We start from the raw sequence: 26,266 nt of genomic DNA, 5'->3' as shown, positions 1-26,266 counted from the left end.
TCGAAGCCGACAACGCCCAGGCTGCTACCATCACCGCTATGCAGCCATCCGACCCCTCCATGATCCCGCCGACGATTCCTTCGCTGCTCGAGCACGCTGCCGCCCACCCTTTCCTGCACGAGCACCTGGCATGCGATGCGGGCGCTCCATCGGCCCTCGCGCACGCGAACTTCCACGGCATGCGGATCGAAAGCGGCTATCAGCCGATCTTCGACGTCAGCATGAGCGGTATCCAGACGCTATGGTCCGCGCCCGAAAGCGCCGACCGCTTCGGCGACGAGCTCGGGTTCCAGGCGCTCACGCTCTCACCGGGCGGCATGCCGTTCGATCGGTTCGAATCGATCGAGGACAGCCAGGAACTCGTTGCGCTGGACCGTCTCGCGCGCACGTTGCACGCGATCAACTTCTTCGGCGCGCAGCAACACGGCCTGTTGTTCCTGCGCGTGCACGAGCGTCTGCTGAAGAGCGTGAAGTATGACCACGGCCAGCATTTTTCGTCGGTGCTGATTTCGCTCGGCCTCAATCCATCGCGCATCGTCATCGAGTTGCCGAGCGCGGCCGTCGCGCATCGGACGTTCGCCGGCTATCTGGCGAAGAGCTACCAGCGCCATGGCTTCAAGGTGGCGGGCAACTTGCCGAACGCCGGTCACATCATGACGGTATCGGACATGGTGCGCCTCGATTTCCTGAAGATCGACGGCGCCGCCGTGCTGAGGGATTCGATGGCCAAGCCGCTCATCGCCTACGCGAACCGCCTTCACATTCCGCTGATCTTCGACCGTGTGGCGACCGAGGCGCAGTTCGACTCGCTGCAGCAATTCGGCGCGCGTTTCGTGCAAGGACCGCTGTTCGAGCCGCACGGCCCGGCCAAGCCCCGCGACCGCGTCGACTAGCCGGCACCGGGCGCGCCGCAGCGGTGCGCTCGTTCGAGCGCTCGCCGACCGGGCGAGCCGCGACTGCTACACTCGGACATTGCCCGGCCATACGAGCGCGAGCCAGCGTCGCATCGCCAGGCGCGCACGCGAATCAGGAGGAAACGATGGCCGACGTCGCCCGGTTTCATTGGGACGATCCGCTGCTCCTTAACGAGCAGTTGACCGAAGAGGAACGCATGGTGCGCGATGCCGCGCATGCCTATGCCAACGACAAACTGCAGCCGCGCGTGACGGAAGCATTCCGCCACGAGCGCACCGACCCGGCGATTTTCCGGGAGATGGGCGAGCTCGGTCTGCTTGGTCCGACGATCCCGGCGGAGTATGGCGGAGCGGGCCTGAACTATGTCAGCTATGGCCTGATCGCGCGTGAAGTCGAGCGAGTCGATTCCGGCTATCGATCGATGATGTCGGTGCAGTCGTCGCTCGTCATGGTGCCGATCTTCGAGTTCGGCTCCGACGCCCAAAAGGCCAAGTACCTGCCGAAGCTCGCGACGGGTGAATGGATCGGCTGCTTCGGCCTCACGGAACCGAACCACGGCTCCGATCCGGGCAGCATGGTGACACGCGCGCGCAAGGTCGAAGGGGGCTATGCGCTTTCGGGCGCGAAGATGTGGATCACGAACTCGCCCATCGCCGACGTCTTCGTCGTGTGGGCGAAGCTGGAAGAGAACGGCGAAGACGCGATTCGCGGCTTCATTCTCGAAAAGGGATGGAAAGGCCTCAGCGCGCCGGCTATCCACGGCAAGGTCGGCCTGCGCGCTTCGATCACGGGCGAGATCGTCCTCGACGACGTCTTCGTTCCGCAAGAGAACCTGCTGCCGAACGTGAGCGGGCTCAGGGGCCCGTTCACCTGCCTGAATTCGGCGCGCTACGGAATCGCCTGGGGTGCGCTCGGCGCGGCGGAATCATGCTGGCATACGGCGCGTCAATACGTGCTCGACCGCAAGCAGTTCGGCCGCCCGCTCGCCGCGAACCAGCTGATCCAGAAAAAGCTGGCCGACATGCAGACCGAAATCACGCTCGGCCTGCAAGGCGTGCTGCGGCTCGGGCGCATGAAGGACGAAGGCACCGCCGCGACGGAGATCACGTCGATCATGAAGCGCAACTCCTGCGGCAAGGCACTCGATATCGCACGTCTCGCCCGCGACATGCTCGGCGGCAACGGCATTTCCGATGAATTCGGCGTCGCCCGGCATCTCGTCAACCTCGAAGTCGTCAATACCTACGAAGGGACCCACGACATTCACGCGCTGATTCTCGGTCGGGCGCAAACAGGCATTCAGGCGTTCTTCTGAGCCCCGCCGCCCGTCGGGTTTGTACGGACATTGTAATTTCGCCCGAGGCCAGCGAGCGTTCGCCGCCCTCCGAAGTTTGCGGCGTCTGACGGGGCATGGCCGAGATGCGCCGCGCCGGCAATCTCAGGAACGGTTTCTGCATCCGCCATCAATGTGGCCTATGGCGGATGCTCGCCGGCTGTCCTATCTTTGGTAGCATGCTCGCGTGGACGAAAACTAGGGGGCTCTAATGTCAGAAGTCAACAAGGAGAGATTAATGTCCGATATCAGAAACGTCCTCGCCGATGCCGAGGATCTCTTGAAGCAGGCCGCGAGCGCCACCGGCGAACGGGCGTCCGAGCTGCGCGAAACGGCGCTGAGCCGGCTCAAACAGGCCAGGGAGAAAGCCGCCGACGTGCAGGTCGTCGTGGTCGAGAAAGGGAAGAAGGCGGTCCGCGCGACAGACGACTACGTCCACGAGCACCCCTGGGCAGCGGTCGGCATCGCAGCGGGTATCGGCGTGCTCGTCGGGCTTCTGATCAATCGCAAGTAAATCGTGCTTGCTCGTGCTTGCGAAAGCCGCGAGGCGGGGCCTGCCCGGCTTCGTTCCCGCGTCGCGCGCGCCCGATCGTCCCGCGGACGGCCGCCGGGCCGGACGGGCAGCCATCGGCATTCGCTGACCGTCAAGCGCTGATCCCCTACCCCCATGCCAAACGACAACCCATCGACGCATGCTTCTCATGAGCATGGGCCATTGCGCCGCATGCTGAGCTCCATCGTCTCGCTGATGCATACGAGACTGGAGCTGATCGGGATCGAGCTCGCCGAGGAGCGCGACAAGCTCATCGCCGTCCTCTTTCTTGGACTGGCCGCAGCCATTTTCGCCATGATGGCGCTGATCAGCCTGACCGCGCTGATCGCGGTCGCGTTCTGGGATACCTATCGTTTGCAGGTGCTGGGCGCCATCACGGTCGTGTACGGCATCGGCGCGCTCATCTGCGCGCTCAAGGTGCGTAGTGGCCTGCATGACGCGCCGATCGTGTTCCAGGCCACGCTGCACGAATTCGAGAAGGACCGCGACATGTTTCGCGAGCCCTGACGCGGGCGAACCCGCAGCCCTTGCCGAAACCAAGACGCGCACGCCATGAGCCAAGTCACCTCGCCCAATGCGGAACACCGCCGGCACTCGCCGGTTCGAGAATCGCACACGCCGCAATTGCGGACCGTGCGCAAGGAGTTGCTGCTCTTGCGCGCCGAGGTGGAACGCAGCGAATTCGTCCGCGCTCGCGCCGAGTTGCACGCGAAGCTCGAGCGCTTTGGCTGGCTCAAACTGCTGTTGCCGCGTTTCGGGAGCGCCAAAACGAAAGCGTCGGGCAAAGGTTTCAGCGCCACGCTCAGCGACCTGGTGAGCCATCCGCTCGTTGGAACGCTCGTCTCGATGCTCGTAGCCAAGCCGCTTCGGTCGAAGCTCTCGGCGGGCACGAAGCCGTTGCTCAAATGGGGCGCGCTCGGCGCGGCGGCATGGACCGGGTATCGGCTGCTCAGCCGGACCATCCGGCAGAAGGCCGACAAAGCCGAAGCCGAAGGCGAACAAGCGAGCAGTTGATCGCCCTGTTACCTCGCCGACCAACAATCGCCATCGCGCGGCGCCTGCATCGCCGCCGTGCGGTTCGACCGCCTCCCCGTCGAGTCGAGCACGAAAACACCGCACGCGTCGTCGCCCATGGGTCCGGATGCGACGGGCTCCGCCTCGATGACGTAGCCGCCCGTTAATAGGCCGCCGCCGGGCAGCACGTGCAAACGATAGACGGCGCCGCCTTGCGAAGGCGATTGATCCAGACCAGCCGGCAGCGATTCCCCTCTTTTCCCGGCGCGGAGCCCGCCATTCGCTTCGAGAAGCTGCGCGGCCTGGTAGAGCGCCGTCACGACGGCAATCCAGTGCCCGCGAGCGGTATGGCGGACGTAAGTGGGCACGGCATAAGCGGCCATCAGCGCCACGATTGCGAGCGCGATGACGAGTTCCAGCAACGAAAATGCTGACGTGCGCCGCCTCGCGACGGCTGCGCCCGCAGCACGCTCTGTACATGCGCGCACGCTCAGGGCCTCTCGACGATTCGCCGCCAGCGGCGCTCCTCGGTACCGCGCTCGCGGACGACGATGAGTTGCAACCACGCCTCGGAGATCGGGTCGGCGCCGAATCCTCTGGCCGTCACCCAGTGCGCCCGCGCATGCGGCCGTCGCGGCACCTGCCCGCTTTCGATCACGCATTGCGGCGGCCGCGCGGAACCCGGCCATTCCGGCACCGGCGCGAAAGCGGCGGAACTCTCGAATACGCCGCTCTGCCGCCACCTCACAGGTTCACCCGCGACGTGCGGCAACACCGGCGCCAAGCCGGCGTCGAGCGCTCGTAAGCATAGCGAGAGCGCGGCGTCCGCGGCATTCGCCGCGCGCAGGTGATCCTCGAAGTTGGCGGCGCCCCGCACGGCGGCGATCGACGCGTTGAACGACGCAACCGATACAGCGAGCATTGCGGAAGCCAGCAACAGCACGGCGGGCAGCGCCGCGCCACGATATTCACGCCGGCTTCCGCGGGGACGCGGTGGCGAGCGGCGATCTTTCCGCAAGCGCCCTCCCGTGGATGTCATCTCAATCATGAGCGTCTCCGTCAACGTTCGTTGTTACGGACGGCGACGCGTCGTGAGAACACCGCCCGTGCGCGCCTGTCCCGAGCCGGTTCCGAAAGGCCTTCGCAGTCGACGTAGTCACGCCGCGCCACGATCCGCGCACCTCGGACGACGACGCACAGGTCGACGGCAACGACGTCGGACCATTCGTGCGCGGCGATCGACCACGCCCTCACCGACGCACTCGCGCCGCGCAACCAGTAGCGCATGCTCAAGCGTTCGATGCCGGCCACGATCGGCTGTTTGCCGGTTTGGGCGCGATCGGTGACGCCGGCCGATGGTCGCCCGCCTCCGTTGCCACGACAGTAAAGCTGTGGCTCCCCGCGATCGTCCGGGCTCGCGTAGAACGTATTGACGACGAGAGCCTGCGCGCGGGCCGCGCCGATACCATGCCCGAGACAGTCGGTTGCCCGCGATGTCGCGGTTTTCCAGGTCGAGACGCCATCGTCGACATACCTGACGACGATCGAATCGGATACGCCTCGAAGCCGGTTGCAACCGCTCGGACCTGCGTCGACCGAGGGAACGCCGTAGTCGCAGCCGAACACGCCGAGCTGCGGACCGCGGGGATGACCGTGATCGGCGGCGCCACCGCCGCTCGAAGCGAGGGGCGCGAAGCCGGCCATTTCGATCTGTTGGCCCAGCAGGACTAGGGCGGTCATTCCCGCGTCGCGCATCGATGCCATGTCCTCCGCCAGCATCGAGGCTTCGCGTTGCGTCCGATAAAGCAACGCCGCGACGCCGACAACCAGCGTACCGAGCGCCGTCGCGATCAACAGTTCGAGAAGCGTGTGGCCGCAACGGCGCATCGGCGACGCGCTGCACGTTCGCAATCTGCGCATGACGGGTCTACCTGACGAATGGAACGGCAGAACAAGCCGCGCTGGGTCGCCCACGTTCGCTTCCGATCGCGCAATCGATGCGAGCCGATGGCGCCCGGCTCGAAGGCGAATCGAGCGGTTCCGCCCATCCCACGACCGCGAGCGCTATGCCGGGCGCGTGATCCACGATCGAAACGTGCGCTTGGGGCAAAGCGGCTGCGGCCACCGCTTGCCAATGCGGCAATGCATGCGAGCCGGACGACGGATCGCGCATCGCCGCGGCGATCGACGCAGCAATCATCGTCGCCTCTTCGCGCCGGGCCGCCGCCCGCTCCGCTTGACCGACGCGCAGTTGGCTCGCCACCGCGGCCGCGATGGTGATGGCGACAAGCGCGAGTGCAACGAGCACTTCGAGCAACGATCCGCCTTCCGGGGTGCCCCGAAAAGCACGCCAGCGCCGATGTGCCACGAAAAAATCGCCGGGGCGGACCGAAATCCCCTCGCCGAATCGACGGGCCGACAACGCGCGATTGCTCATGCCCTCTCCTTGCAAGCACCCTCGGCCACGCGGGCCCGCCCTCCGGCCGCAATGACAACGCAGCGGCGCCGATCGCGGCCGCCCGCAACCGGGGCGATGCTCGCAGGCCCGACCTCGAAACTGCGAAAGCCGCCGATGACCTGACCGGCCGGCGGCGTGAACCGGATATCCGCCGCGCCGCCCCGGATGAGGACGTCGGCGGCCGGTAACTGTCTGCGCGCGGGGATTGGACCGGCAGGGCCATTCACGACGACCGACCATCCTCCCGACCAATCGACAGCCACCGCGTCATGAATGCCGGGCGCGGCGATGCATCGGCTTCGGGAGTCGACAAGGCAGACGGCCACCGGCAGGCCGCGACGAACGGATTCGCTCCTCGCATAGGCGAGGCTCGACAGCAACGCTTGCACGCCCGCATCGACACGGTCTCGCGTGCGCCACGCAACGAACGACGGCGTCGCCATCGTCGTCAGTACCGCAACGATCCCGCCCGCGACGGCCAATTCAAATAGCGTGAAGCCGGCGCATCGCCTGACGTATCGGCCTTGCGCAATTCGGTGCCTCGATTTCGACCGCATGACGATCTCCCGTGATTCGATGCGAGCAATCTAACGGGCGGAAGACACGCCCGCCATTGGCCGTTCGGCCGACTGGCGGGCACGCGAGACGGTCGCGACAATGCCGCGTCAGATCGACGTTCGACTGCTATCGGTACGGAGGAAAGGCAATGAGAGGATGCGGAAACTCAGCGCTTGCGCGGAGGCTTGGCAGGGGCGGCGCGGCGAAACTCCTCGATCACGTCCTCGAATTCGGACACGTCTTCGAAGCGCCGGTAGACAGAAGCGAAGCGGACATAAGCGATCGTGTCGAGCTGGCGCAATTCCTCCATCACGAGCTCGCCGAGCCGCTCGCTACGCACTTCGCGCTCTCCGCTTCCGAGCAATTGATATTCGACGCGGGCGACCGCCGCATCGATCGCCTCGGCAGCCACCGGGCGCTTTCTGAGCGCCAGCTGCATACTCGCGGCGATCTTGCGGCGGTCGAACTCGGTGCGGCTGCCATCCTTTTTGACGACCGCCGGCAACATGAGCTCGACCCGCTCGTACGTCGTAAAGCGCTTGTCGCAGGCCGGGCAACGGCGCCGGCGGCGAATGGCCGCGCCGTCCTCGGCCACGCGCGAATCGACGACGTGCGTGTCTTCGTGCCGGCAGAAAGGGCAGCGCATCGCGGCTCAGCGATAGACGGGAAAACGCTTGGTCAACTCGGCGACTTGAGCGCGCACGCGCTCGATCGTCGCTGCGTCTTCCGGGCTTTCGAGCACATCGGCGATCAGGTTGCCCACCTCGGCGGCCTCGTTCGTGCCGAATCCGCGCGTCGTCATCGCCGGCGAGCCGAGGCGAATGCCGCTCGTCACGAACGGCTTTTCCGGATCGTTCGGAATCGCGTTCTTGTTGACCGTGATGTGAGCCGCGCCGAGCGCCGCCTCGGCCGCCTTGCCCGTGATTCGCTTTGCGCGCAGATCGACGAGCATCACATGGCTTTCCGTGCGTCCCGAAACGATCCGCAAGCCGCGCTTCACGAGCGTTTCCGCGAGCACGCGCGCATTCTCGACCACCTGCTGCTGGTAGGCCTTGAATTCGGGCGACATCGCCTCCTTGAAGGCGACAGCCTTTGCCGCGATCACGTGCATGAGGGGACCGCCCTGGATGCCCGGGAAAATCGCCGAGTTGATCGCCTTTTCGTACTCGCCCTTCATCAGGATCACGCCGCCGCGCGGGCCACGCAGGCTCTTGTGCGTCGTCGTGGTGACGAAGTCCGCGTGCGGGACGGGATTCGGATAGACGCCCGCCGCGATGAGCCCCGCATAGTGGGCCATGTCGACCATCAAATAGGCGCCGACGGACTTCGCGATCGCGGCGAGACGCTCGAAGTCGATGCGCAGCGAAAACGCCGAGGCGCCGGCGATGATGAGCTTCGGCTTTTGCTCCTCGGCAAGCTTCGCGGCGGCTTCGTAGTCGATGTCTTCGGCCTCGTTGAGACCGTAGCTGACGACGTTGAACCACTTGCCCGACATGTTGACGGGCGAGCCGTGCGTCAGGTGTCCGCCGTGCGCGAGGCTCATGCCCATGATCGTGTCGCCGGGCTTGAGCATCGCAAAGAAGACGCCCTGATTGGCCTGCGATCCGGAGTTCGGCTGCACGTTTGCCGCCTCGGCACCGAAGATCGCTTTCACGCGGTCGATGGCGAGCTGTTCGACCACATCCACATATTCGCAGCCGCCGTAATAGCGCTTGCCGGGATAGCCTTCGGCGTACTTGTTCGTCAGCTGCGAACCCTGCGCGGCCATGACGGCCGGGCTCGTGTAGTTCTCCGAGGCGATCAGTTCGATGTGGTCTTCCTGACGCCGGTTTTCCTGTTCGATCGCTTGCCAGATTTCGGGATCGATGGCGGCGATGGTGCTTTGGGCTCTGTCAAACATACGGATTCCGTTAAGGGTTTACAGGTTGGCCGGATCGCGCGCGGAAATTGCGGCGCCGTCGTTCGCTATCGATCGGGGTCAGCCTTTCAAGGCCTGCTCCGGTCGCATGCACGGCTGCGTCCATTGCGCAACCGCGACGGCGGTGCCAGTCCTGGCATGGCGGAAGGTCCGTTACCCGGGCGAGGCAACCGCCGGCGGCGCGAACGATCGCGCGCGACACTCGGCTGCCCAGGCGAACGGCAAAACGGCACCTTGCGCTTCACGGTGGGTCGCTCCACCTTGACCCCGAAGGGTGTTATCGCCAGTCACGCAAGGGTTGAGCGCGTTAGTTTATTGGAAGCGCAGTCAATAGGCAATTCGGGCGCGCGCGGCCCGCGCGAAGCGGATTCGCACAGCCGGCCCACGGCGTTTTGGGGCCGCTCGCCTCGCGAAAATCCGGGCACGGTTATCATCGGCAGGTTTCCAACCGTGAGTCGGCATGTCCTCGGCGCACTGCCACATCGCGCACGCATGCCGAGCATTCATCCACCAGGAGCAGCAATGATCGTATTCGTTACGGGGGCGTCGGCCGGCTTCGGCGCGGCCATCGCCCGCACGTTCGTCAAGGGCGGCCACCGCGTGATCGCCACGGCCCGTCGGCTCGAGCGCCTCGAGGCGCTCGCGGGCGAACTCGGTCCCAACCTTTTGCCGTTCGAGCTCGACGTGCGCGATCGCGCCGCGGTCGAAGCCATACCGGGCCGCCTGCCGGCCGAGTTCGCCGGCATCGACGTGCTCGTCAACAACGCGGGTCTCGCGCTCGGGCTCGAGCCGGCGCAACGCGCGAATCTCGACGACTGGTACCAGATGATCGAGACGAACTGCGCGGGCCTCGTCACCGTCACGCGCACGCTGCTGCCGGGCATGGTCGAGCGAAACAAAGGCCACATCTTCAATCTGGGCTCGGTGGCAGGCACCTACCCGTACGCGGGCGGCAACGTCTACGGCGCGACCAAGGCGTTCGTGCGCCAGTTCAGCCTCAACTTGCGCGCGGACCTCGCCGGCACGGCGCTGCGCGTCACCGACGTCGAGCCCGGCTTGTGCGGCGGCACCGAGTTCTCGAACGTGCGCTTCAAGGGCGACGACGAAAAGGCTGCCGGCGTCTACCGCAACGTGGAGCCGCTGACGGCCGAGGACATCGCCGACTCGATCTACTGGATCGCCACGCGTCCCGCACACGTCAACGTCAATACGATCGAGCTGATGCCGGTCGCCCAGGCGTTCGCGGGACTCTCGATCCATCGGGGCTGAAGCCGGGTCGTGCGTTTTCCGCAAGTCGTTTTTTCGGAATGCCGCGCAGGTTCCGGTAAAATGCACGCATGAACATGCCTACCAGCCGCCCGAAGGCAGAACTCGGCTTCAGCTGGCCGGTTCGCGTTTACTACGAAGATACCGATGCGGGCGGCATCGTCTTCTACGCGAATTACTTGAAATACTTCGAACGCGCCCGCACCGAATGGCTGCGGGCTTGTGGCATCGATATACGCCGTCTCGACGAAGAGGCGGGCCTCATCTTCGTGGTTCGGCGCACGGCTGTCGAATACATGGCGCCGGCGCGGCACGACGACCTGGTGACGATCGTGAGCCGGATCGAGCGAATCGGCCGCGCGAGCGTGGATTTCATGCAGGAAGCGTGGCGCGGCGTCGACCTGCTGGCAACGGGGTCGATCCGCGTGGCCTGCGTCGCGCGAGCGGCGTTCAAGCCGGCCGCCTTTCCCCCCGCCGTGCTGGACGCGCTGCGCCACGGCCCGGCCGCTACCGATACAGACTTGTCAACGGCAAATGCATAAATTCCGTTGAGTCTACGTCGATGAATGAACTTGTATTGCCCACGTCAGGACAAAAGACGGTTCGGCGCCCGGGCGCCGATCCTTTCAACTCCCCGACTACGACTCTCATAGCCCTTGCAGCGAAACGCGTCCGCGAGGACGCACCAGCAAAACATTTATGAACAACGCACAAGATTTATCGATCGTTTCACTCGTTCTGAATGCCAGCGTGCTTGCACAGGCGGTCATGGGGCTCCTGCTGCTGCTGTCGCTGATGTCGTGGACTTTCATCTTCCGCAAGTGGTTCGCGATCCGGCGCGCACGAGGACAGACGGAGCGGTTCGAGCGCGACTTCTGGTCGGGCGGGGATTTGCACGCGCTCTATCAAAGCGCGGCGAACAATCGGCACACGATCGGCGCGCTGGAGCGGATCTTCGAATCGGGCATGCGCGAGTTTCTGAAAGCCAAGGAAAAGCGGATCGCCGATGCCGGCGCGATTCTCGATGGCGCGCGCCGGGCGATGCGCGCCGCGTTTCAGCGCGAGATGGACGTGCTCGAGGCCAACCTCGCGTTTCTCGCTTCGGTGGGCTCGGTGAGCCCCTATATCGGTCTGTTCGGCACCGTCTGGGGGATCATGAATGCGTTTCGGGGTCTCGCCAATGTCCAGCAGGCGACGCTCGCGAACGTGGCGCCCGGAATCGCTGAAGCGCTGACGGCAACGGCGATCGGCCTTTTTGCCGCGATTCCGGCTGTCGTGGCCTATAACCGTTACGCGCACGACATCGATCGCCTCGCGATCCGCTTCGAAACGTTCATCGAAGAGTTCTCGAACATCTTGCAGCGCCAGGCGCATTAAGGGGTACGCGATGGCCGGCTCCATCAATCGATCCAGCATGCGCGGCGGGCGTTCGCGCCGCGCGATGGCCGACATCAACGTCGTGCCGTATATCGACGTCATGCTGGTGCTGCTCGTGATCTTCATGGTCACGGCACCGCTCGTCGCGCCGTCGATCGTGAACCTGCCGACCGTCGGCGGCGCGGCGCCGCAACAGCAGACGCCGCCCGTCATCGTCAATATCCGCGCGGACGGCAAGATGAGCGTACGCTACAAGGATAACGACGGCGCGACTCAGCAGGAGGAAATGACCCGCTTGGACCTCGACAGCTTCGTGACCGACCGGGAGGCCTCGCATCCCGATCAGCCGGTCGTGATAGCGGCCGATAAAACCGTGCAGTATGAGACGGTGATGAATGTGATGTCCGATTTGAAGGCGCGCGGCGTCAAACGTGTGGGGCTGCTCGTCAAATCGCAATGAACCGCAGGAAGTCCAACTATCCGTTGCAGCCGCCCCGCGAGCGCGGGACGTGGCGCGCGTTTGCGCTCGCGCTGCTGATGCACGTGCTGCTCGGGCTCTTTCTCTACCACGGCATCCACTGGCAAAACAGCACGCCGGCCGGCGCCGAGGCGGAGCTCTGGACCGAAACGCCGCAGCAGTCCACGCCGCGCCCCGCTCCTCCGCCGCCCGCGCGCGTCGCACCGGCGCCGCCTGTCGATCAGGAGCAGGCCGACATCGCATTGCAAGAGAAGAAGCGTAAGGAGCAGGAGGCCGCGGCGCGCGCCGCTCAGCTCGCCGAGCAGCAGCGCCAGCAGCAGCTCGCCGAACAGGAAGCGGAGGCCAAGCGCCAACGTCAGCTGGCGCAGCAGCAAGCCGAGCTCGCCGCTCAGAAAGCCGCCGCCGAGAAGCTCAAGCAGCAGCAACAGGCCGAAAAACTGAAACAGCAGCAGCTTGCCGAGCAGCAGAAGAAGCTCGAAGCGCAGAAGCTCGAGCAGCAGAAGCAGGAGCAACTCAAGCAACAGCAACTCGCCGAGCAGAAGAAGGCGGAGGCCGAGAAGGCCGCCAAGGCAAAAGCCGAGCAGTTGGCGAAGCAAAAGCAGCTCGATCAGGAACGACGGGCCCGGCTTGCGCAGCTGCAAGGGCTGGCCGGCGAGAGCGAGACGGGCAACGGCCTCGCGAAGAGCGGTAACGGCACCGGCTCGGGCGGTACGGCGACGTCGCCCGGGTATGCGGACAAGGTCCGCCGCCGCGTGCGGCCGAACATCGTCTGGGCCGGCGATACGCAAGGCCTCGAGACGGTGATTGCGGTGCGTTGCTCGCCGACGGGTACGCTGCTGTCCGCGAGCGTCCAGCGCGGCAGCGGCAATTCGCAGTGGGACGAGGCCGCGCTGCGCGCCGTCCAGAAGTCCGACCCGATGCCGCTCGACGACAACGGGCGGACGCCGGCCAGCTTCACGATCACGATGCGGCCGGCCGGCTGAGCGGAAGCGCGGACTCGGGGACATGGATAGCCGGACGGCGACGCATCGAAGCGCCTTCCTCCAACGGAGGAACGAAACGTGCGTTTGCTAGTCTCTTTTCAGTTGTGACAATTCTTGGTCTTTTGGGAAATCCGGCATGAGTTTGATGACGAAGCGAGGCTTGAGGACATTGTTGGCATCTTGCCTGATCGCGGCGGGCAGCGCCGCCCATGCGCAGCTGAACGTTCTCGTGACAGGCGTGGGCTCCACGCAATTTCCGATTGCGACCGCGAACTTCGCCCACGAAGCGAGCTCGCCGCAGCAGATCAGCCAGATCGTCCGTGACGATCTGAAGCGCAGCGGCAAGTTCACGAATATCGACGCCGGCAGCACGCCCGTCGCCGAAACCGATTCCGTCGACCTCGGCGCCTGGAAGGCGAAGGGTGCCGACGCGTTCGTCGACGGCAGCGTGACGCCGCTCGCCAACGGGCAATACCAGATCCGGTTCCGGCTCTACGACACCGTCAAGCAGCAAAACCTGGGCGGCCTGGAGCTCACCACGCCGGCCAGCGGCCTGCGCATGACGGCGCACAAGGTGGCCGATTACATCTACGAGAAGCTGCTCGGCACGCGCGGCGTGTTCGCCACGCGCCTTTCGTACGTGATGAAGAGCGGCAACCGCTATCTGCTGCAAGTCTCCGATTCCGACGGCCAGGACGTGCACGTGGCGTTGTCGAGCCCGGAGCCGATCATCTCGCCGGCCTGGTCGCCGGACGGCACGAAGGTCGCCTACGTCTCGTTCGAGAAGCGCAAGCCGATCGTCTACGTGCATGACCTGCCGACGGGTCACCGCGTCATCATCTCGGATCAAAAAGGCAACAACAGCGCCCCCGCGTGGTCGCCCGACGGGCGTACGCTGGCCGTCGCACTGTCGCGTACGGGCAACACTCAAATCTGGGCCGTCAACGCCGACGGCAGCGGCTTGCGGCGCCTCACACAAGGCCCGACGATCGATACCGAGCCCTGCTATTCGCCCGATGGCCAATGGATTTACTTCACGAGCGACCGCGGCGGTCAGCCGCAAATCTATAAAATGCCGGCGCAAGGGGAAAGCGCCGGCTCAGCGCAGCGCGTGACTTTCACGGGGAGCTACAACACGAGTCCGCGTATCAGCCCGGACGGCAAGCAGCTCGCCTACATCTCGCGAGTGGGCGGTGAGTTCAAGCTGTACGTCATGGATTTGGCGAGCGGCGTGGCAACGGCGCTCACCGACACGGGACACGACGAATCGCCGAGCTTCGCGGCGAATGGTCAGTACATCCTTTACGCCACTCAGGTGAACGGCCGTGGCGTGTTGGCCGCTGTTTCGACCGACGGTCGGACGCGGCAAATCCTGTCCGTTCCGGGCGGCAGCGTGCGTGAGCCGTCCTGGGGTCCATTCATGCAGTGATTTATGCAATGACACACAAGGAGAGTAAGAAATGACGTCCAAACTTCGTATGGTGTTCGCGGCTCTGCTCGTGGGCGTTTTGGCGGCTTGCCACCAAGGCGTGAAGCTCAACGAGAACGCAAGCAAGGGCAACGTCGGCACGCAGCCGAACCCGAACGCTGTCGCGCCGGTCACCGTCGATGAGTTGAACAACCCGAACAGCCCGCTCGCCAAGCGCAGCGTGTACTTCGATTTCGACAAGTACGACGTGAAGGAACAAGACATGGCGACGCTGCAAGCGCATGCGAACTACCTGCGCTCGCATCCGGACCGCCACATCCTGATTCAGGGCAATACGGACCCGCGCGGCACGAGCGAGTACAACCTCGCGCTGGGCCAGAAGCGTGCGCAAGCGGTGCTCAATGTGCTGAAGACCGACGGCGTCAATGCCAGCCAAATGGAAGCCGTGAGCCTCGGCAAGGAAAAGGCGACCGGTACGGATGAAGCCGGTTGGGCACAAGACCGCCGCGCCGACCTCGTCTATCAGTAAACAGTAACAGGCGACTCATATGAACCCCCGTTTTTCCTGGCTGCGCGGTGCCGCAGCTGCATGCGTGGCCGCTTCGGCACTCGTTGCCGGGCCGGCGCACGCGGGCCTGTTCGACGACGATCAGGCGCGCCAGGCGATCCTCGACTTGCGAGCGAAGACGGACAACCTCGCGAGTCAGCTTTCGGCTGCCAAGCAGACCATCCTCGATCAATCCAACCGGCTCGACCAGCTCAATCAGCAGGTCGCGACGCTGCGCGGTCAGAACGAGGACCTGACGAATCAGGTGACCACCCTGCAAAAGCAGCAGAAGGACTACTACGCCGATCTCGACGGCCGGCTCAAGAAACTCGAGCCGCAGCAGGCGACGATCGACGGCGTGCAGGGCACGGTGCAGCCAGGCGAAACGGAAGCGTTCAATCAGGCGTCGCAGCAGTTTCGCAGCGGCGACTTCAAAGGCGCCGCCGCCTCGTTTCGCGAGTTCATCAACAAGTACCCGCAAAGCCCGTATCAGCCGACCGCGCAGTACTGGCTCGGCAACGCACTGTACGCGCTGCGAGACTACAAGGGCTCGACGGCGATCTGGCAAAGCGTCGTAAAGAACTACCCGCAGCATCCGCGCGCGCCCGAGGCATTGCTTGCGATCGCCAACAATCAGCTCGAGCAAGGCCAGAAGGCGGCGGCCCGCAAGACGCTGCAGGAGATCGTTTCGCAGTACTCAGGATCGGACGTGGCCCAGTCGGCGCAGAGCAAGCTTGCGCAGATCAAGTGATACGTCTATAATCTTCCGTCTTTCGGGTCGTTAGCTCAGCTGGTAGAGCAGCGGACTTTTAATCCGTTGGTCACTGGTTCGAATCCAGTACGGCCTACCAAAATTGAAAAGGGCTACAGCGCTTTGCGTCTGTAGCCCTTTTTGTTTTCTGACTGTCAACGAAGTGTCAACCACGTTGACGCAACGGCAAGCCGGTGTTCAGCCTCAATGGCCGCTATTCGCGGTCGCCTCGATGTCGTCGGTATCCCATTTCCCACGGCGCATGGCGTCGGCCAACATCCCCAAAGTCAACGGCACGAGCGCCGGCCGGCGAAACCGTTTGGAAAACAGCCCCAGGAACGATGACAGTAGCTGCTGGCCTTCCGGGCTGAAGTAGCGCCGGTACGGGAATCCTTGCGCCTGCACGTTGAATGTCTCGGCCCACTTGTCGATGAATTCGACCGCGTCGAGTCCCGTCAGGCCGAGGTCATCTTCAAGGCGCGACGTGGGCTGTAAATTCAATTGGCCACCAAACAGTGGACGGCCAAGCTCTTCCCGCGCGAACGCCTCCAGACGGTCCCATGTCGCATCTTTCATAGGGGCACCCGGTCGTCTGGTTTCGCGAGGCGGTTATAAGTCACGACTGTATTGCGCATAATGATGAAAGCGTCTCGCGCCAAGAAAATTTCTCCGACGACCGGAATAGTTCGACCAACGAACGCTCCCAGGTTCCGCGTAAAGCCTATCCGAACTCCGCTAAGTCCGACCTTGGTAATCATTGGCAAGCGCACCCGCAGCTTCAAGGGCAAGAGCTTCCGAGCGGTTAGCGAAGCGATCGATGTGCCTTGGGTCGCACCTGCGACTTTGCCCGGCACAGGCACGTCGGCCTGGCCAAGCAACACAGCGGACGCCGCAGCCAAGTCATCAAGGCCGAGTTGTTTTCGAGTCTCATCGAGCGCGACATAGACAAACAAATCAGCTGGTGTCAGGTTCTGGTGGATGCCGTATGTGTACCGGTTATCGCTCATTTTTATCTCCGATCAGCTCGTGCCGGTTGCTGCTCTCTCAGCATGTTTGGAAACTGCGCGAAGCCGGTACTCTACACGACCTGGATATACGGGCTAGCCGTACGCCGAAGCTATTCGGACGAATCCGACCGATGGAAGTATCGGAATCCGGCCGCTTGCAGTTGTGTTGTCGTTCTTCGCCAGCACAAGCTACGGTGCCTGATGGAAATGTTTGTGGTGAGCGTGACACCGTTCACTCCGCCTGCGCATGCCCCATCGGCACGCGCACGGTGATGCAGGTGCCCTGCCCCGGCGAGCTCGTCAGGCTGATCTCACCGCCCAGCATCATCGCGCGCTCCTTCATCCCGGCAAGCCCGAACGACCTTCTGCGAATGGCGACCGGATCGAATCCCTTGCCGTCGTCGCGTATATCGAGCACGCAGTAATCGTCGGCCTGCTCGAGCGTCACGAAGACGTGTCGCGCATGCGCATGACGCGCGATGTTCGTCAGCGCCTCCTGGACGATGCGAAACACCGCGATCGAGCCCTCCTCGGCAAGCGACACCTGCTCCTCGGGCACGCACAGATGACAGACGGCATCACTCGTGCGCGAGAACTCCGCAGTCACCCATTCCAATGCGGCGACGATCCCGGCATCGAGGACGGCCGGCCGCAGCGATGCGACGACGTCTCTCACGACCTGCATCGTCGTATCAGCCAACGGCAGCAGGTTCTGGATTGCCTCGGCGACGGCCGGATTCTCGCGCCCGAACCGCATGCGTAATGCGGATGCGCCCATGCGAAGCGCCGTCAACTGTTGTCCGAGTTCGTCGTGCAGCTCGCGCGCAATGCGCTTGCGCTCTTCTTCGCGGGCTGTCTCGCGTCTGCTCGCGAGCTCCCTCAACAGTTCATAGGACTCGTGAAGCCGCTGCTCCGCTTCCACGCGCTCCGTGATATCACGCCAGATCGTCAGCACACTGTGCACGTCGCCCTGCGCATCGTATTCGGGCACGGCGTGCACGAACCAGCACGTTGGCTCACCGTGCCGCTCCCAGACGAATTCGTCCTTGGCGGCGACGCCGTGTTCAATGACGTCCTTCAACAGGCGCGCAAGGCTCTCAGCGACAGATTCCGGCAAATCGGAGACCTCGCTGACCCGCTTGCCGAGCACCTCATGCAGTTGCTGAGACGTCACGTGCAGAAACTCGGGATTGACGTAGATGCGCCGCAAGTCGCGATCGTAGCGAATGATCGGGTCTGGCGCGTTCTCCGCCAGCGTGCGATACGCGCGCTCGCTGTCCGAGAGCGCCAGCTCCGCTATCCTGAGCCGAGTGATATCGCGCGCAATGCCGAGCACACTGACGACCTTGCCTTCCTCATCCTTCTCCGGTACGTGTCGGACCTCGAACACGTGCCAGTCATCGCCTGTGCGCCACCGCGCCTCATACTCGTTTGCCACCCCCTCCGCGAAAGCGCGACGAATGCGGGCTTCGAGCTGCGCATTCTGTCCCGGCTCGCTTGCGAGACCGAGTTCGTCCAGCCGCTTACCGATAAAGTCTTCCTGCGCAACCCCGAATGCACTCGATACCGCGGGGTTCACATAAATGTGCCTGCACTCGCTGTCGAACCGCACGATGAAATCGGGGAAGTTTTCGGTCAGCGTACGAAAGAGCTGCTCGCTACGCTTGAGCTCATCGATGTCGCGGCTAATCGCAAGCAGGCTCACCACGTCGCCCTTCGGCGCGAATTCCGGGACGATTCGCGTATGCACCCAGCGCACTCGGCCCTCGGCATCGCGGATCCGCACTTCCCGCGCCACCTCGGTACCTGTTTCCATCGCCCGGCGCAAAAAGGCGGTATACGCCTCGACGTCGACGAGCGATGAGCACTGTTCGGGCGTGGTGCCGAGCACCTCGCTCTGGGGCCTTCCCATGACCGCCAATATCGCGGGATTCATGTAGACGCGACGGTATGCGCGGTCGTAACGCGTGATGTAGTCGGGAGAGTGCTCGACGACGGCCCGAAAAGCCTGCTCGCTCGCATGCAGTTGGTCTTGCTCCTTCCTTCTCTCGGTGATGTCGCGCCCGATCGCAAACGCGCCGACGATTTCGCCGTCATTGCGACGCTCGGCGATGAGGCGGATATGGTGATGCCGCACACCATCACCGATGTCCGGCAATTCCAGCTCCGTATCGCGCTCCCGCCCATCGCGCATCACCGCATCGAGCAGCGCCTCGTATTCGATGAATCGCACGTCCATCGCATGCTCGGCAGGCGTCTTGCCGAGCATTTGAGAGAGCGGCCGTTGCAGCGTCGCTTCAAGGCCGGAGTTCGCATAGATGAGACGACATTGGCGATCATATCGACAGACGATGTCGGGCGTCGCCTCCGCGAGCCTGCTGAACTGCGCTTCCAGCTCGAGTCGCATCGCCAGCAGCGCCTGCTTCTCTTTCTCGGCCGTGATGTCGCGCGCAAGTGCTACGGCATACTCATTACCGCCCGATTCCAAATAGCTCGTGCTGACTTCCACGGGAACGAGGCGCCCGTCCTTGCGACGATGAGCCGTTTCGATGAGCGACGTCCCGCGCTCGCGCAGCGTGACCCAGGCAGTCTCGTACCGCTCGGCATTCCAGGCCGGATCGATATCCGAGACTGTCATTCCCATCAGCTCGTCGATGCCGAATCCCAGCGTTCGGCATGCTGCCTCGTTGACATAGATAAAGCGGGCGTGCCGATCCATGAGATAGACGGCCTCGCGCACACGGTCGAGAGCGAAGCTCTTCAGCCGCAATAGTTCGTATGATTCCGTCACCGGGAGCCCCGTCCTGACTTGACGATTGCGCCACTATAGCCTGAGCACGGCCGCGGCCTTACGAATAGATTGGCGACAAGTCATTCTCACGATTTCCGACGTGCACGCGATTCCGTCCCGCGGCCTTGGCGGTGTAGAGCGCCTGGTCCGCCTGCTCGATGAGCGTATCGATGGTTTCAGGCCACCGTCCCCCGGCCGCATCGATCGTCCACGACGCGATACCAACGCTGACGGTCACGCTCAGCGGGCCGCTCGGGCCTCGAATGACGAGCCCTGCCACCGCCTCGCGCATGCGCTCGGCGACGGCCAGCGCGCCGGCGGCATCGGTGTCGGGCAACGTGGCGGCGAACTCCTCGCCACCGTAACGGGCGACGCGATCGGTGGGGCGGCGAGCGCACCGCTCGATCGTTAACGCCACAGAGCGGAGAACTTCATCGCCAAAGCGATGACCGTAATGGTCGTTCAATGCCTTGAAGCGGTCGATATCGATGAGCAGCAGCGAGATGGGGCTCGCCAAGCGTACGGCCCGGCGCCATTCCCTTTGCGCGATGCGATCGAACTTTCTCCGGTTGGCGAGGCCCGTCAACGCATCGGTATGGGCAAGCTGATAGAGCCGGGATTGATCGTCGGCACGCTGTTTCAGCTCGCGGCTGAGCAGCAGACTGACGGTGATGACGATCGCGCAAAATGCGATCATCAACGCTCCGACGAACGCCACGCGCGCTTGCCATTGCTCGTAGACGTCCTGTTCGGCCGGCGCGACGTCCACGATGATCGAGAGGCCGGCGAGACGCTTGAACACATAGATCTTGCGCGTTCCATCGATCGACGCGGTGCCGACGAACGAGCCTTCGTCGGCCGCCATCACCTTCTTGAACGAGTCGACGCGACTCAGATCTCGGCCGACCAGCTTGGCGTCGAAAGGAAGCCTGGCAACGAGCGCGCCGTTTGTTTCGATCACGGCGGCGGTACCGTGCTCGCCGACATGCAAGCCCTCGAGCAATTCGCGGAAATAGTCGATCGCCAGCGCACCGGTCACGACGCCGGCGAACGATCCGTCCGGACGCAAGATAGGTCGGCTCAGACTGATGACGGGGCGCCCGTTGCCGCAGCGGGGGATGTGGGGTTTGCTGATAAGGAGCGCGCTGCCGACAGCTTTGCGCTGCATGACGAAGCTTTCGTCATGCGAGAAGTCGATTCCTGGCCGACAGCGGCCATTTGAATCGATCAACAGCTTGCCGCGCTCGTCGAGCACCTGGATGCCATCGAGATCCCTCGCGGCGGCCGCGCGATCGAACAGAATCCCGTTGCGCAGTTCCGGCGGCAATGCCATGACCTTCGGGTCGCCGACGCCCTCGGCGACCGCATTGAGCGACAGGCCGTACAGCTCGATGTTGCGAGTGATATCGTGCTGGACGAGCAGGAGGAGATTTCGTGCGTTCTCCACGGCACGCGCGTAAGCGTCCTCGCGCTCCTGATAAAGCCCCCACGAACCGATGCCGCATACACCGAGGGAAAGGCATACACCTGCGGCAAGAACGCCGGCCGGCGATAGAACCCGGCGGCCGAAAGCATCCAGCCATCGCCGCAGCGCCGACGCTGTCGATCTCCGCACGGCGAAGCCCTCGCGGGACTCCGCTTGATGACGCCGCAACATCCCTCTTATTACCCCCATCGTCGACAGCTCGCTTCGGTTCGCCTTGGCTGCGACGTCACGTCACGCTTCGACAACGGCCTGCTGTTTTGCTCCGCCGACGATCGGCGCGAATTTGCGCGATAGAAGGCATGAATTACATTACAACAGGTATACGGCTGCGGTGCGCATGCCTGAATGTCGATTCGCCGTAAGGATTTCCTGAATGTTGTGTACGCGTGAGATGACGCCCCAGCGCGCCCGGCCTCGCTCTCGCGGTCAATAGAGCGAGGCTTGCGTCCTTTCAGGTAGGTCGCGATCGTATGTCTCGGCATCGAAGGTGCCGCCGCTCGACCGGCGGAGCATCGCACCGGGACTCGGCAAGGACGAGCGCTCGACGTGCTTCGCTGGATCCCAGAGACTCGAGCGCACGATCGCTTTCGAGCAGTGGAAATACACCTTCTCGACGCTGACTACGATGACCGTGCGCGGCTGCTTGCCGCGAATTTCGAAGCGGGCGAGCAATTGCGGATCGACCGATATCCGCGCGCGCCCATTGACGCGCAGCGTCTCGCCGACGCCCGGGATCAGGAAGAGCAGAGAGACGCGAGGATCGGCGACGATGTTCTTGAGATTATCAATTCGATTGTTGCCGGGCCGATCGGGGATAGCCAACGTTCGCTCGTCGAGGATCGCCACGAATCCAGCCGGATCGCCCTTCGGCGAACAGTCCGTTCCGCCCTCGCCCACCGAAGCCAGCACGACGAACGGCGAAGCTCGAACGAATGCCTGGTAGTCCTCATTCAGATGGTCGATTTCTTTCCACAACGAGCGCTCATGCGCCTGGCCGTAGATGGATGCGAGTTGCTCGAGCGTGGTGATGGAATGGGTCACGGCGATGCCCTCGGGGATGGTGAGGAATGGCGCTATCGGTACTGAGGAGCAAGTATACAAGCGCGTGCGAAGAACTCGTCGCTCAGTTCTGGAATGTCGCTTGTGTCGATCTGCTCGTCCTTGAGCTTTTTCAGCCACTCCCAATCAGTCCTTGATGCGCGATCCATCGGGTGTTGGTGCTCCGACCCAAGAGGCGAACGCTCGCCCTTGAGCGGCTTTTTGCGTGGCAAGGTTTCATTGATGAGCGCCTGTGACTCGGCTTGATAAGGCCGTGATTCCTCGGGGGCAAAGCTCAACTCGGCGAACAGATTCGCCCCTCGTTCGGTCACATTGCGAACACGCGTGTCAATTTTGCTCATTCTGATGCTTCCTTTTCTCAACGACCGCACGATAGCGGATCACCATCTGCCTGCAATATAGCCCAGCTCCGCGTTCGGCCAGCCTCGCACGCCAGAAATCGGGCTCAGGTCCGACTCGTCGATCAGCCGCTTCCCGCGCGGCTTTTGGGCGACGCTCAGCGTCCGAAATGCATCTTTGAACCGGCCGCTACGTTCTTGGTTCACACACCCAAGAACGGCTGGCTACGCGATGTGAAAGCGACGGAACGCTAGCCGAACGCCTCTTCCTCGGAAACCAGCGAGGAGACGAACTGCTCGAACGAATCAGCGAGGCGTCGGTCCGCCTTCTGGCGGTTCTCTGCATCTGTCAGCGTTTCATCGAAAGTGTCGGCCAACCAGCAATGGACGGCGCCACTATCAGCGTCGACACAGAAGAGATTCGCGCCAGCATCAACGGCAAAGGGAACAAAAGAACGAGGCCATCCCGCTTTACCAATGACTCGCGCATATACACTCTGAATGGTCGGCTCCTCAGCATCCCGCGTTCCGATAGGAAGGAATTCGTGGATCCATATCGGTTCGCAATCATCTAAGAGTGGAAACCAGTCAAGCGCCGGCATGCCACCATTGAATGTCAGGTAGTGGACCTTCACCGCCTCGGGCAGCTGGATGCCCAAATCACTTTCGAGCCTCTCTACGTCGGACTGGGCAATTGGAGGTCCGCACTTTGAAAACGTGTTTTGCTGCATATCTCTTCCGTTAGCATACACACGGTTCGCTCGTCGCTTGTGAACTATCAGCCGCCCGTAGATGTCGTATTCGAAGCGCTCGTCCTCATACATCTTCAGCTCGTTGTACTCGACATAGCCGCCTCGCCGTTCCTCCGACACCGGGTTCGCCGCCGCGTCCCAGCGATACACTTCCGGCGGAATGCCCACGCCGCTCGCCTGCTCGATACGCCCCGTCGCGTCATAGCGATAGTCGGTCCTCCCATGCACCGGGTGCAGCTTGCGCACCACCCCGCCCGCAGGGTCGTATTGCCACTCCTTTCGCAGTGCGAAGCTTTGCGCATCGGGGCGGGTTCCCTTCCTCTCGAACTGCAGGTCGTTCCCCGAATTTTCCGCCCGCGTTCTAAACTCCTTCAAAGGCGTCGTATTGGGCGGCCCTTGGCGTATCCGGAGAACCCCGCCAGTCAATCTGAGCTAGAGCGCTCAGTGATGCGGATCATAAAAATCGTCTTTCTCTCGGTAATAATCTAAAGCATGAATGATATCCGCCTCTGAGGCCGCGGAATTTCGCTTTCCCTCGAAATTGACGACATCACGAAACGTCTCAACATCGAGCAACTGCCGCATACCGCGATCATTTGCGATCTTGGGCAAATGCGTACCAGCGACAACGTCTTCGAGCTCATCATCCCCCTCCAGATAGAGAATCTCCGTCTCCCGAGGCTTGGTCGCCCAAGAGCTCTGATCAACAAACAGAGCAGCATCCCAGTTGAGCTTATCCAGTTCGCCAAGCAGCTCTTGAATCGTTCGATAAAGTTTCATGCTAGATCCCGTGCGCTATCTTGCACCCTCTTCCACCAAAGTATTTCTTCCGCCAATACCTTTTGCGCGGTAGTCAAGATGGCAGGGCCCATGATCAGCTCATCAGGCAAGCTGTCGACTGACCGTCACAACACAGGTGAAGAGCCGCGCCTGCGGCCCTTGCTGTTCAAGGTTGCAGATCAAATATCCTACGAAGGCACGCGACAGCATCGTCCTTTTTCTTTGGATCAAGTTTGATCCTTACCGACTTCGAACCATCCCAGTAGAATTTATTTTCATCATGCAACGAAATCGTCAAGATCAACTCATTAACCGTGAATGATGCGTTCCTCGTACGGAAGCCATATATCTGATCATCTGGCTCGACATAGATCGAATCAGGATTCTCGTAAGCGTCTCGACAGAGGCCGATGTTATGCGGCACCTGATCTACATCGAAGTTCAATATGAAGCCAACGGAAAAAAATCCGTCGTCACTATCTTCGTTATCGATAGCGATCTCTACAGGGTTAAGAATTTCTTCCATGTTCAACACCCCCTCTTGAAGCCCTTGCCGCCCTCGCGAACCTTTCGAAGATCAGCCTTGGTAAAGCTATACATCTTCCCTGTAACCTTTTCATGAACAATAAATTCGTCCAACTCCAGATGGTTAGCCATATTCTTTAGGCTCCGCTTACAGAAATCGCAGACAGGCAAACCTTCAATGGTCAGAACACCAGTTCCACCACGCAAGCCTGCATCATGCGCTTGCATCATTGCATCAATTTCGGCGTGCATCGAAAAGCGGTTGCTGTTCGGATACTCCAAACCGGAAAGCGTCGGGCCTTCAAGGCGAGGAATCCGCTCCGTAGGATTCATGCCGGCGAATGTTTGGTCGCCCATCTGGAACGAAGCGCCTACAGTTGCCAGGCCCCACGGATCAACCCATGTCAGCGGATTAGGTGCAAATCTATACAAATTGTTCCCACCCGCAAGTCCAATCGGATCATGTGTGATGAACCTGCCCACATCCGGATCGTAGAACCGAAACGTGTTGTAGTGTAGCCGCGTCTCGCGATCCAGATACTGCCCCTGAAACCGCAGCATCTCCACTCTACCCTCAGGTCTTTCACATCAATGATTTATACCGGAACAGCTTCGAGTCGCACATTAAATTTCTGCTCTCGGATTTCTTTTTCTAACGACTCAGAAACTACCGGATCGATCAACACCACGTTCTTAATGAAAAAGAAGTTCGCCCCCACAGCAAATTTCTCATCAATGGCGAGTGCTTGGACTCCTTTGACCAAGAAGGCGTCAGCGCTCTCGCCACGCTCGAGCCGCTGCAGAGCCAGTGCCTTGCCGGCATACTCCGAACGTCGATAGTCAAAGCACGGCAAACGCCGATTCGCATGTACAAGCATGTAACGCTTTTCTGTAGCCCTCCCGCTTGAATAGGATGTGTGCGCTGGAATTATCCGCAAATCGTTTTGATAGCGCTTTAGCAGCGTAGCCAACTTCTCTGCTGCAAAAAAAGCTCCAGAGGTAGTCAGAAAGAAATCTGCCTTGAGCTTTCGAACGGCTTTATCCATCGTCACGGAGACGGCGCGATCGCCCACTTCGAGTGGGGTCCCTGCCTGATAGTAGCCGGTCAGCGGAGGAATAAACGCCACATCACCATCAACATAGCCGCTGTCTGAGTATTCATGGCGAAGCAGAAAATATCTCATCACATTGACCTTCAAAGATTGCAACGCATCCCCTTCGGACGCGGGTCGGTGCTTTGCAGCCGGAGATTGTCTGCCCCTAGACTCATCCGCAGGCTTCGCTCAACCGCACCAATCTTGCGAAGCAGCTGCTCGTCTGTCGCAGTGGCCAAGTTTCCGAGTTTCTGCTCCGATGCCAGCAGACGTGTTCGTGCAGCATCATAGTAGGAGCCCAGATGACCACCGCTGTGGAGCGGCTTACCGGACGCTAGCGATTCTGCTGCACTCATGGGCAGCGCCGCGCCGTTGCTTGCACCATTCGGGTCGTAGATACCTCGATTGACAGCCTCCTGGATCAAATTAGATCGGCCCGCCACATTCGTCGGAATCAAGTGATGCGCGGCATAGCGGCTCGGAACTGGATTGCCAGCCTTTGCCATCGCAGCGGCCAGCAATTGGCTAGGCGATAAACCGAGCGGATCTGCCCACGCAAGCGGGTTGGGTGCATATTGATGGAGATTTGATCCGCCATCGAGCCCAATTGGATCCTGTGTGACGAACCGCCCGACGTCCGGATCGTAAAACCTGAACGTGTTGTAGTGTAGCCCCGTCTCCCGATCCAGATACTGCCCCTGAACTATTCGCTCTGACGCAAATCCTCCGCGCGCCGGGCTCGCTCCCTTATCTGGCAAGCGTCTTCGGCGTCACACCTCCTTCGACACGGGATTTTTTCCGTAGACGTGATTTTTGGCCGTACATCGGTAGCACGCCTACCTTAGCGGAAGTCC

The 26,266-nt window shown here is 62.3% G+C and carries 31 protein-coding genes, 1 tRNA gene, 2 pseudogenes and 1 riboswitch; of the genes and pseudogenes, 14 read left to right on the top strand and 20 right to left on the bottom strand.

The window, feature by feature from the left end:
* Positions 1-59: 59 nt before the first annotated feature.
* From C9I57_RS10105 to C9I57_RS10085, 5 genes are all read left to right on the top strand, one after another.
* Positions 60-893, top strand: coding sequence for an EAL domain-containing protein (locus tag C9I57_RS10105; protein ID WP_107150476.1), 834 nt, complete (start codon positions 60-62; stop codon positions 891-893).
* 146 nt (positions 894-1,039) lie between these two features.
* Positions 1,040-2,230, top strand: a complete 1,191-nt coding sequence (locus tag C9I57_RS10100; RefSeq protein WP_107150475.1) for an acyl-CoA dehydrogenase — start codon at positions 1,040-1,042, stop codon at positions 2,228-2,230.
* Between the two features lie 229 nt (positions 2,231-2,459).
* Positions 2,460-2,762 carry a DUF883 family protein gene (locus C9I57_RS10095; RefSeq protein WP_107150474.1) on the top strand — a complete coding sequence of 101 codons (303 nt, stop codon included), beginning with the start codon at positions 2,460-2,462 and terminating at the stop codon, positions 2,760-2,762.
* Between the two features lie 153 nt (positions 2,763-2,915).
* On the top strand, positions 2,916-3,308 hold the full coding sequence (locus tag C9I57_RS10090; protein ID WP_107150473.1) for a phage holin family protein: 393 nt from the start codon (positions 2,916-2,918) through the stop codon (positions 3,306-3,308).
* 45 nt (positions 3,309-3,353) lie between these two features.
* Positions 3,354-3,815 (top strand): DUF3318 domain-containing protein, encoded by a 462-nt coding sequence (locus C9I57_RS10085; RefSeq protein ID WP_107150472.1) that lies wholly within the window; start codon positions 3,354-3,356, stop codon positions 3,813-3,815.
* A gap of 8 nt (positions 3,816-3,823) precedes the next feature.
* Here C9I57_RS10085 and C9I57_RS10080 read toward each other — a convergent pair whose 3' ends face one another.
* From C9I57_RS10080 to glyA, 7 genes are all read right to left on the bottom strand, one after another.
* Positions 3,824-4,303, bottom strand: a complete 480-nt coding sequence (locus tag C9I57_RS10080) for a type IV pilin protein (RefSeq protein WP_107150471.1) — start codon at positions 4,301-4,303, stop codon at positions 3,824-3,826.
* Positions 4,304-4,305: 2 nt separating this feature from the next.
* Complete coding sequence (locus C9I57_RS10075; RefSeq protein ID WP_146166194.1) at positions 4,306-4,863, bottom strand: pilus assembly protein; 558 nt, start codon at positions 4,861-4,863, stop codon at positions 4,306-4,308.
* 11 nt (positions 4,864-4,874) lie between these two features.
* Positions 4,875-5,735 carry a PilW family protein gene (locus C9I57_RS10070; protein WP_258187573.1) on the bottom strand — a complete coding sequence of 287 codons (861 nt, stop codon included), beginning with the start codon at positions 5,733-5,735 and terminating at the stop codon, positions 4,875-4,877.
* Positions 5,736-5,742: 7 nt separating this feature from the next.
* A complete protein-coding gene (locus C9I57_RS10065) occupies positions 5,743-6,252 on the bottom strand; it encodes a hypothetical protein (RefSeq protein WP_107150468.1) in 510 nt (169 codons plus the stop codon).
* The gene (locus C9I57_RS10060; protein WP_107150467.1) at positions 6,249-6,830 is read right to left on the bottom strand and encodes a GspH/FimT family pseudopilin; all 582 of its coding nucleotides are present in this window, start codon (positions 6,828-6,830) and stop codon (positions 6,249-6,251) included. The genes C9I57_RS10065 and C9I57_RS10060 overlap by 4 nt, the downstream gene beginning before the upstream one ends.
* A gap of 167 nt (positions 6,831-6,997) precedes the next feature.
* Positions 6,998-7,477: a transcriptional regulator NrdR gene (nrdR, locus tag C9I57_RS10055; protein WP_018442487.1), complete on the bottom strand. Its 480-nt coding sequence runs from the start codon at positions 7,475-7,477 to the stop codon at positions 6,998-7,000.
* Between the two features lie 6 nt (positions 7,478-7,483).
* Positions 7,484-8,731, bottom strand: coding sequence for a serine hydroxymethyltransferase (gene glyA / locus C9I57_RS10050; protein ID WP_107150466.1), 1,248 nt, complete (start codon positions 8,729-8,731; stop codon positions 7,484-7,486).
* 219 nt (positions 8,732-8,950) lie between these two features.
* Positions 8,951-9,050, bottom strand: a riboswitch (ZMP/ZTP riboswitch).
* Positions 9,051-9,271: 221 nt separating this feature from the next.
* Between glyA and ydfG the strand changes: the two genes are divergently transcribed.
* From ydfG to C9I57_RS10005, 9 genes are all read left to right on the top strand, one after another.
* Positions 9,272-10,018, top strand: a complete 747-nt coding sequence (ydfG, locus tag C9I57_RS10045) for a bifunctional NADP-dependent 3-hydroxy acid dehydrogenase/3-hydroxypropionate dehydrogenase YdfG (RefSeq protein ID WP_107150620.1) — start codon at positions 9,272-9,274, stop codon at positions 10,016-10,018.
* Between the two features lie 68 nt (positions 10,019-10,086).
* Positions 10,087-10,557, top strand: a complete 471-nt coding sequence (ybgC, locus tag C9I57_RS10040) for a tol-pal system-associated acyl-CoA thioesterase (protein ID WP_107150465.1) — start codon at positions 10,087-10,089, stop codon at positions 10,555-10,557.
* A 157-nt stretch (positions 10,558-10,714) separates the two neighbouring features.
* Positions 10,715-11,392, top strand: a complete 678-nt coding sequence (gene tolQ, locus C9I57_RS10035) for a protein TolQ (protein ID WP_018442492.1) — start codon at positions 10,715-10,717, stop codon at positions 11,390-11,392.
* 10 nt (positions 11,393-11,402) lie between these two features.
* A complete protein-coding gene (tolR, locus tag C9I57_RS10030) occupies positions 11,403-11,852 on the top strand; it encodes a protein TolR (RefSeq protein WP_107150464.1) in 450 nt (149 codons plus the stop codon).
* Positions 11,849-12,853: a cell envelope integrity protein TolA gene (tolA, locus tag C9I57_RS10025; RefSeq protein ID WP_107150463.1), complete on the top strand. Its 1,005-nt coding sequence runs from the start codon at positions 11,849-11,851 to the stop codon at positions 12,851-12,853. The genes tolR and tolA overlap by 4 nt, the downstream gene beginning before the upstream one ends.
* Positions 12,854-12,989: 136 nt before the next feature.
* Positions 12,990-14,282 carry a Tol-Pal system beta propeller repeat protein TolB gene (gene tolB, locus C9I57_RS10020; protein ID WP_107150462.1) on the top strand — a complete coding sequence of 431 codons (1,293 nt, stop codon included), beginning with the start codon at positions 12,990-12,992 and terminating at the stop codon, positions 14,280-14,282.
* A 31-nt stretch (positions 14,283-14,313) separates the two neighbouring features.
* Positions 14,314-14,811, top strand: coding sequence for a peptidoglycan-associated lipoprotein (locus C9I57_RS10015; RefSeq protein WP_107150461.1), 498 nt, complete (start codon positions 14,314-14,316; stop codon positions 14,809-14,811).
* 19 nt (positions 14,812-14,830) lie between these two features.
* Positions 14,831-15,580 (top strand): tol-pal system protein YbgF, encoded by a 750-nt coding sequence (ybgF, locus tag C9I57_RS10010; protein ID WP_018442497.1) that lies wholly within the window; start codon positions 14,831-14,833, stop codon positions 15,578-15,580.
* 24 nt (positions 15,581-15,604) lie between these two features.
* A tRNA-Lys gene (locus C9I57_RS10005) sits at positions 15,605-15,680 on the top strand.
* Positions 15,681-15,784: 104 nt separating this feature from the next.
* Here C9I57_RS10005 and C9I57_RS10000 read toward each other — a convergent pair.
* The 13 genes and pseudogenes from C9I57_RS10000 to C9I57_RS09945 form a co-directional block, all read right to left on the bottom strand.
* Complete coding sequence (locus tag C9I57_RS10000; RefSeq protein ID WP_107150460.1) at positions 15,785-16,156, bottom strand: DUF1493 family protein; 372 nt, start codon at positions 16,154-16,156, stop codon at positions 15,785-15,787.
* Positions 16,153-16,587 carry an STM2901 family protein gene (locus C9I57_RS09995; RefSeq protein ID WP_107150459.1) on the bottom strand — a complete coding sequence of 145 codons (435 nt, stop codon included), beginning with the start codon at positions 16,585-16,587 and terminating at the stop codon, positions 16,153-16,155. Before C9I57_RS09995 ends, C9I57_RS10000 begins: the two co-directional genes overlap by 4 nt.
* A gap of 232 nt (positions 16,588-16,819) precedes the next feature.
* Complete coding sequence (locus tag C9I57_RS09990) at positions 16,820-19,378, bottom strand: sensor histidine kinase (protein ID WP_258187572.1); 2,559 nt, start codon at positions 19,376-19,378, stop codon at positions 16,820-16,822.
* Positions 19,379-19,436: 58 nt separating this feature from the next.
* Positions 19,437-21,035 carry a sensor domain-containing diguanylate cyclase gene (locus C9I57_RS09985; protein ID WP_107150457.1) on the bottom strand — a complete coding sequence of 533 codons (1,599 nt, stop codon included), beginning with the start codon at positions 21,033-21,035 and terminating at the stop codon, positions 19,437-19,439.
* A 255-nt stretch (positions 21,036-21,290) separates the two neighbouring features.
* A complete protein-coding gene (locus tag C9I57_RS09980) occupies positions 21,291-21,905 on the bottom strand; it encodes a pyridoxamine 5'-phosphate oxidase family protein (protein WP_107150456.1) in 615 nt (204 codons plus the stop codon).
* Positions 21,906-21,937: 32 nt separating this feature from the next.
* Positions 21,938-22,264, bottom strand: coding sequence for a hypothetical protein (locus tag C9I57_RS09975; RefSeq protein WP_107150455.1), 327 nt, complete (start codon positions 22,262-22,264; stop codon positions 21,938-21,940).
* 248 nt (positions 22,265-22,512) lie between these two features.
* The gene (locus C9I57_RS09970; protein WP_107150454.1) at positions 22,513-23,388 is read right to left on the bottom strand and encodes an SMI1/KNR4 family protein; all 876 of its coding nucleotides are present in this window, start codon (positions 23,386-23,388) and stop codon (positions 22,513-22,515) included.
* 66 nt (positions 23,389-23,454) lie between these two features.
* Entirely contained in the window at positions 23,455-23,793 is a 339-nt protein-coding gene (locus C9I57_RS09965; protein ID WP_107150453.1) for a DUF7716 domain-containing protein, read from the bottom strand.
* A 166-nt stretch (positions 23,794-23,959) separates the two neighbouring features.
* Positions 23,960-24,319 carry a hypothetical protein gene (locus tag C9I57_RS09960; protein WP_258187571.1) on the bottom strand — a complete coding sequence of 120 codons (360 nt, stop codon included), beginning with the start codon at positions 24,317-24,319 and terminating at the stop codon, positions 23,960-23,962.
* A 2-nt stretch (positions 24,320-24,321) separates the two neighbouring features.
* The gene (locus C9I57_RS33805) at positions 24,322-24,675 is read right to left on the bottom strand and encodes a cytidine deaminase-like fold-containing protein (RefSeq protein ID WP_440130194.1); all 354 of its coding nucleotides are present in this window, start codon (positions 24,673-24,675) and stop codon (positions 24,322-24,324) included.
* 21 nt (positions 24,676-24,696) lie between these two features.
* Positions 24,697-24,876 (bottom strand): annotated as a pseudogene (locus C9I57_RS33800) (RHS repeat-associated core domain-containing protein); the annotation flags it as partial.
* Positions 24,877-24,914: 38 nt separating this feature from the next.
* On the bottom strand, positions 24,915-25,526 hold the full coding sequence (locus C9I57_RS09950; RefSeq protein WP_258187570.1) for a hypothetical protein: 612 nt from the start codon (positions 25,524-25,526) through the stop codon (positions 24,915-24,917).
* Positions 25,514-26,116 (bottom strand): annotated as a pseudogene (locus C9I57_RS09945) (RHS repeat-associated core domain-containing protein); the annotation flags it as partial. The pseudogene C9I57_RS09945 and the gene C9I57_RS09950, both read right to left, overlap by 13 nt.
* Positions 26,117-26,266 lie beyond the last annotated feature (150 nt).

Source organism: Trinickia symbiotica, assembly GCF_003028655.1.
In the GTDB taxonomy this organism is placed as follows: Bacteria; Pseudomonadota; Gammaproteobacteria; order Burkholderiales; family Burkholderiaceae; genus Trinickia; species Trinickia symbiotica_A.
Note: the sequence above shows the minus strand (reverse complement) of the source record. Positions and strands in the feature narration are given on the sequence as shown.

What these genes read in the sequence shown, in the direction of transcription:
- C9I57_RS10000 (WP_107150460.1), bottom strand. Translation starts at nt 16,156, where the DNA reads ATGAAAGATGCGACATGGGACCGTCTGGAGGCGTTCGCGCGGGAAGAG.
- C9I57_RS10075 (WP_146166194.1), bottom strand. Translation starts at nt 4,863, where the DNA reads ATGATTGAGATGACATCCACGGGAGGGCGCTTGCGGAAAGATCGCCGC.
- C9I57_RS10105 (WP_107150476.1), top strand. Translation starts at nt 60, where the DNA reads ATGATCCCGCCGACGATTCCTTCGCTGCTCGAGCACGCTGCCGCCCAC.
- C9I57_RS10015 (WP_107150461.1), top strand. Translation starts at nt 14,314, where the DNA reads ATGACGTCCAAACTTCGTATGGTGTTCGCGGCTCTGCTCGTGGGCGTT.
- C9I57_RS10100 (WP_107150475.1), top strand. Translation starts at nt 1,040, where the DNA reads ATGGCCGACGTCGCCCGGTTTCATTGGGACGATCCGCTGCTCCTTAAC.
- C9I57_RS09975 (WP_107150455.1), bottom strand. Translation starts at nt 22,264, where the DNA reads ATGAGCAAAATTGACACGCGTGTTCGCAATGTGACCGAACGAGGGGCG.
- tolB (WP_107150462.1), top strand. Translation starts at nt 12,990, where the DNA reads ATGAGTTTGATGACGAAGCGAGGCTTGAGGACATTGTTGGCATCTTGC.
- C9I57_RS09960 (WP_258187571.1), bottom strand. Translation starts at nt 24,319, where the DNA reads ATGGAAGAAATTCTTAACCCTGTAGAGATCGCTATCGATAACGAAGAT.
- C9I57_RS10085 (WP_107150472.1), top strand. Translation starts at nt 3,354, where the DNA reads ATGAGCCAAGTCACCTCGCCCAATGCGGAACACCGCCGGCACTCGCCG.
- C9I57_RS09985 (WP_107150457.1), bottom strand. Translation starts at nt 21,035, where the DNA reads ATGTTGCGGCGTCATCAAGCGGAGTCCCGCGAGGGCTTCGCCGTGCGG.
- C9I57_RS10095 (WP_107150474.1), top strand. Translation starts at nt 2,460, where the DNA reads ATGTCAGAAGTCAACAAGGAGAGATTAATGTCCGATATCAGAAACGTC.
- C9I57_RS10090 (WP_107150473.1), top strand. Translation starts at nt 2,916, where the DNA reads ATGCCAAACGACAACCCATCGACGCATGCTTCTCATGAGCATGGGCCA.
- nrdR (WP_018442487.1), bottom strand. Translation starts at nt 7,477, where the DNA reads ATGCGCTGCCCTTTCTGCCGGCACGAAGACACGCACGTCGTCGATTCG.
- C9I57_RS33805 (WP_440130194.1), bottom strand. Translation starts at nt 24,675, where the DNA reads ATGGGCGACCAAACATTCGCCGGCATGAATCCTACGGAGCGGATTCCT.
- C9I57_RS09965 (WP_107150453.1), bottom strand. Translation starts at nt 23,793, where the DNA reads ATGAAACTTTATCGAACGATTCAAGAGCTGCTTGGCGAACTGGATAAG.
- tolA (WP_107150463.1), top strand. Translation starts at nt 11,849, where the DNA reads ATGAACCGCAGGAAGTCCAACTATCCGTTGCAGCCGCCCCGCGAGCGC.
- C9I57_RS10060 (WP_107150467.1), bottom strand. Translation starts at nt 6,830, where the DNA reads ATGCGGTCGAAATCGAGGCACCGAATTGCGCAAGGCCGATACGTCAGG.
- ydfG (WP_107150620.1), top strand. Translation starts at nt 9,272, where the DNA reads ATGATCGTATTCGTTACGGGGGCGTCGGCCGGCTTCGGCGCGGCCATC.
- ybgC (WP_107150465.1), top strand. Translation starts at nt 10,087, where the DNA reads ATGAACATGCCTACCAGCCGCCCGAAGGCAGAACTCGGCTTCAGCTGG.
- tolQ (WP_018442492.1), top strand. Translation starts at nt 10,715, where the DNA reads ATGAACAACGCACAAGATTTATCGATCGTTTCACTCGTTCTGAATGCC.
- C9I57_RS09995 (WP_107150459.1), bottom strand. Translation starts at nt 16,587, where the DNA reads ATGAGCGATAACCGGTACACATACGGCATCCACCAGAACCTGACACCA.
- tolR (WP_107150464.1), top strand. Translation starts at nt 11,403, where the DNA reads ATGGCCGGCTCCATCAATCGATCCAGCATGCGCGGCGGGCGTTCGCGC.
- C9I57_RS10065 (WP_107150468.1), bottom strand. Translation starts at nt 6,252, where the DNA reads ATGAGCAATCGCGCGTTGTCGGCCCGTCGATTCGGCGAGGGGATTTCG.
- ybgF (WP_018442497.1), top strand. Translation starts at nt 14,831, where the DNA reads ATGAACCCCCGTTTTTCCTGGCTGCGCGGTGCCGCAGCTGCATGCGTG.
- glyA (WP_107150466.1), bottom strand. Translation starts at nt 8,731, where the DNA reads ATGTTTGACAGAGCCCAAAGCACCATCGCCGCCATCGATCCCGAAATC.
- C9I57_RS10070 (WP_258187573.1), bottom strand. Translation starts at nt 5,735, where the DNA reads ATGCGCAGATTGCGAACGTGCAGCGCGTCGCCGATGCGCCGTTGCGGC.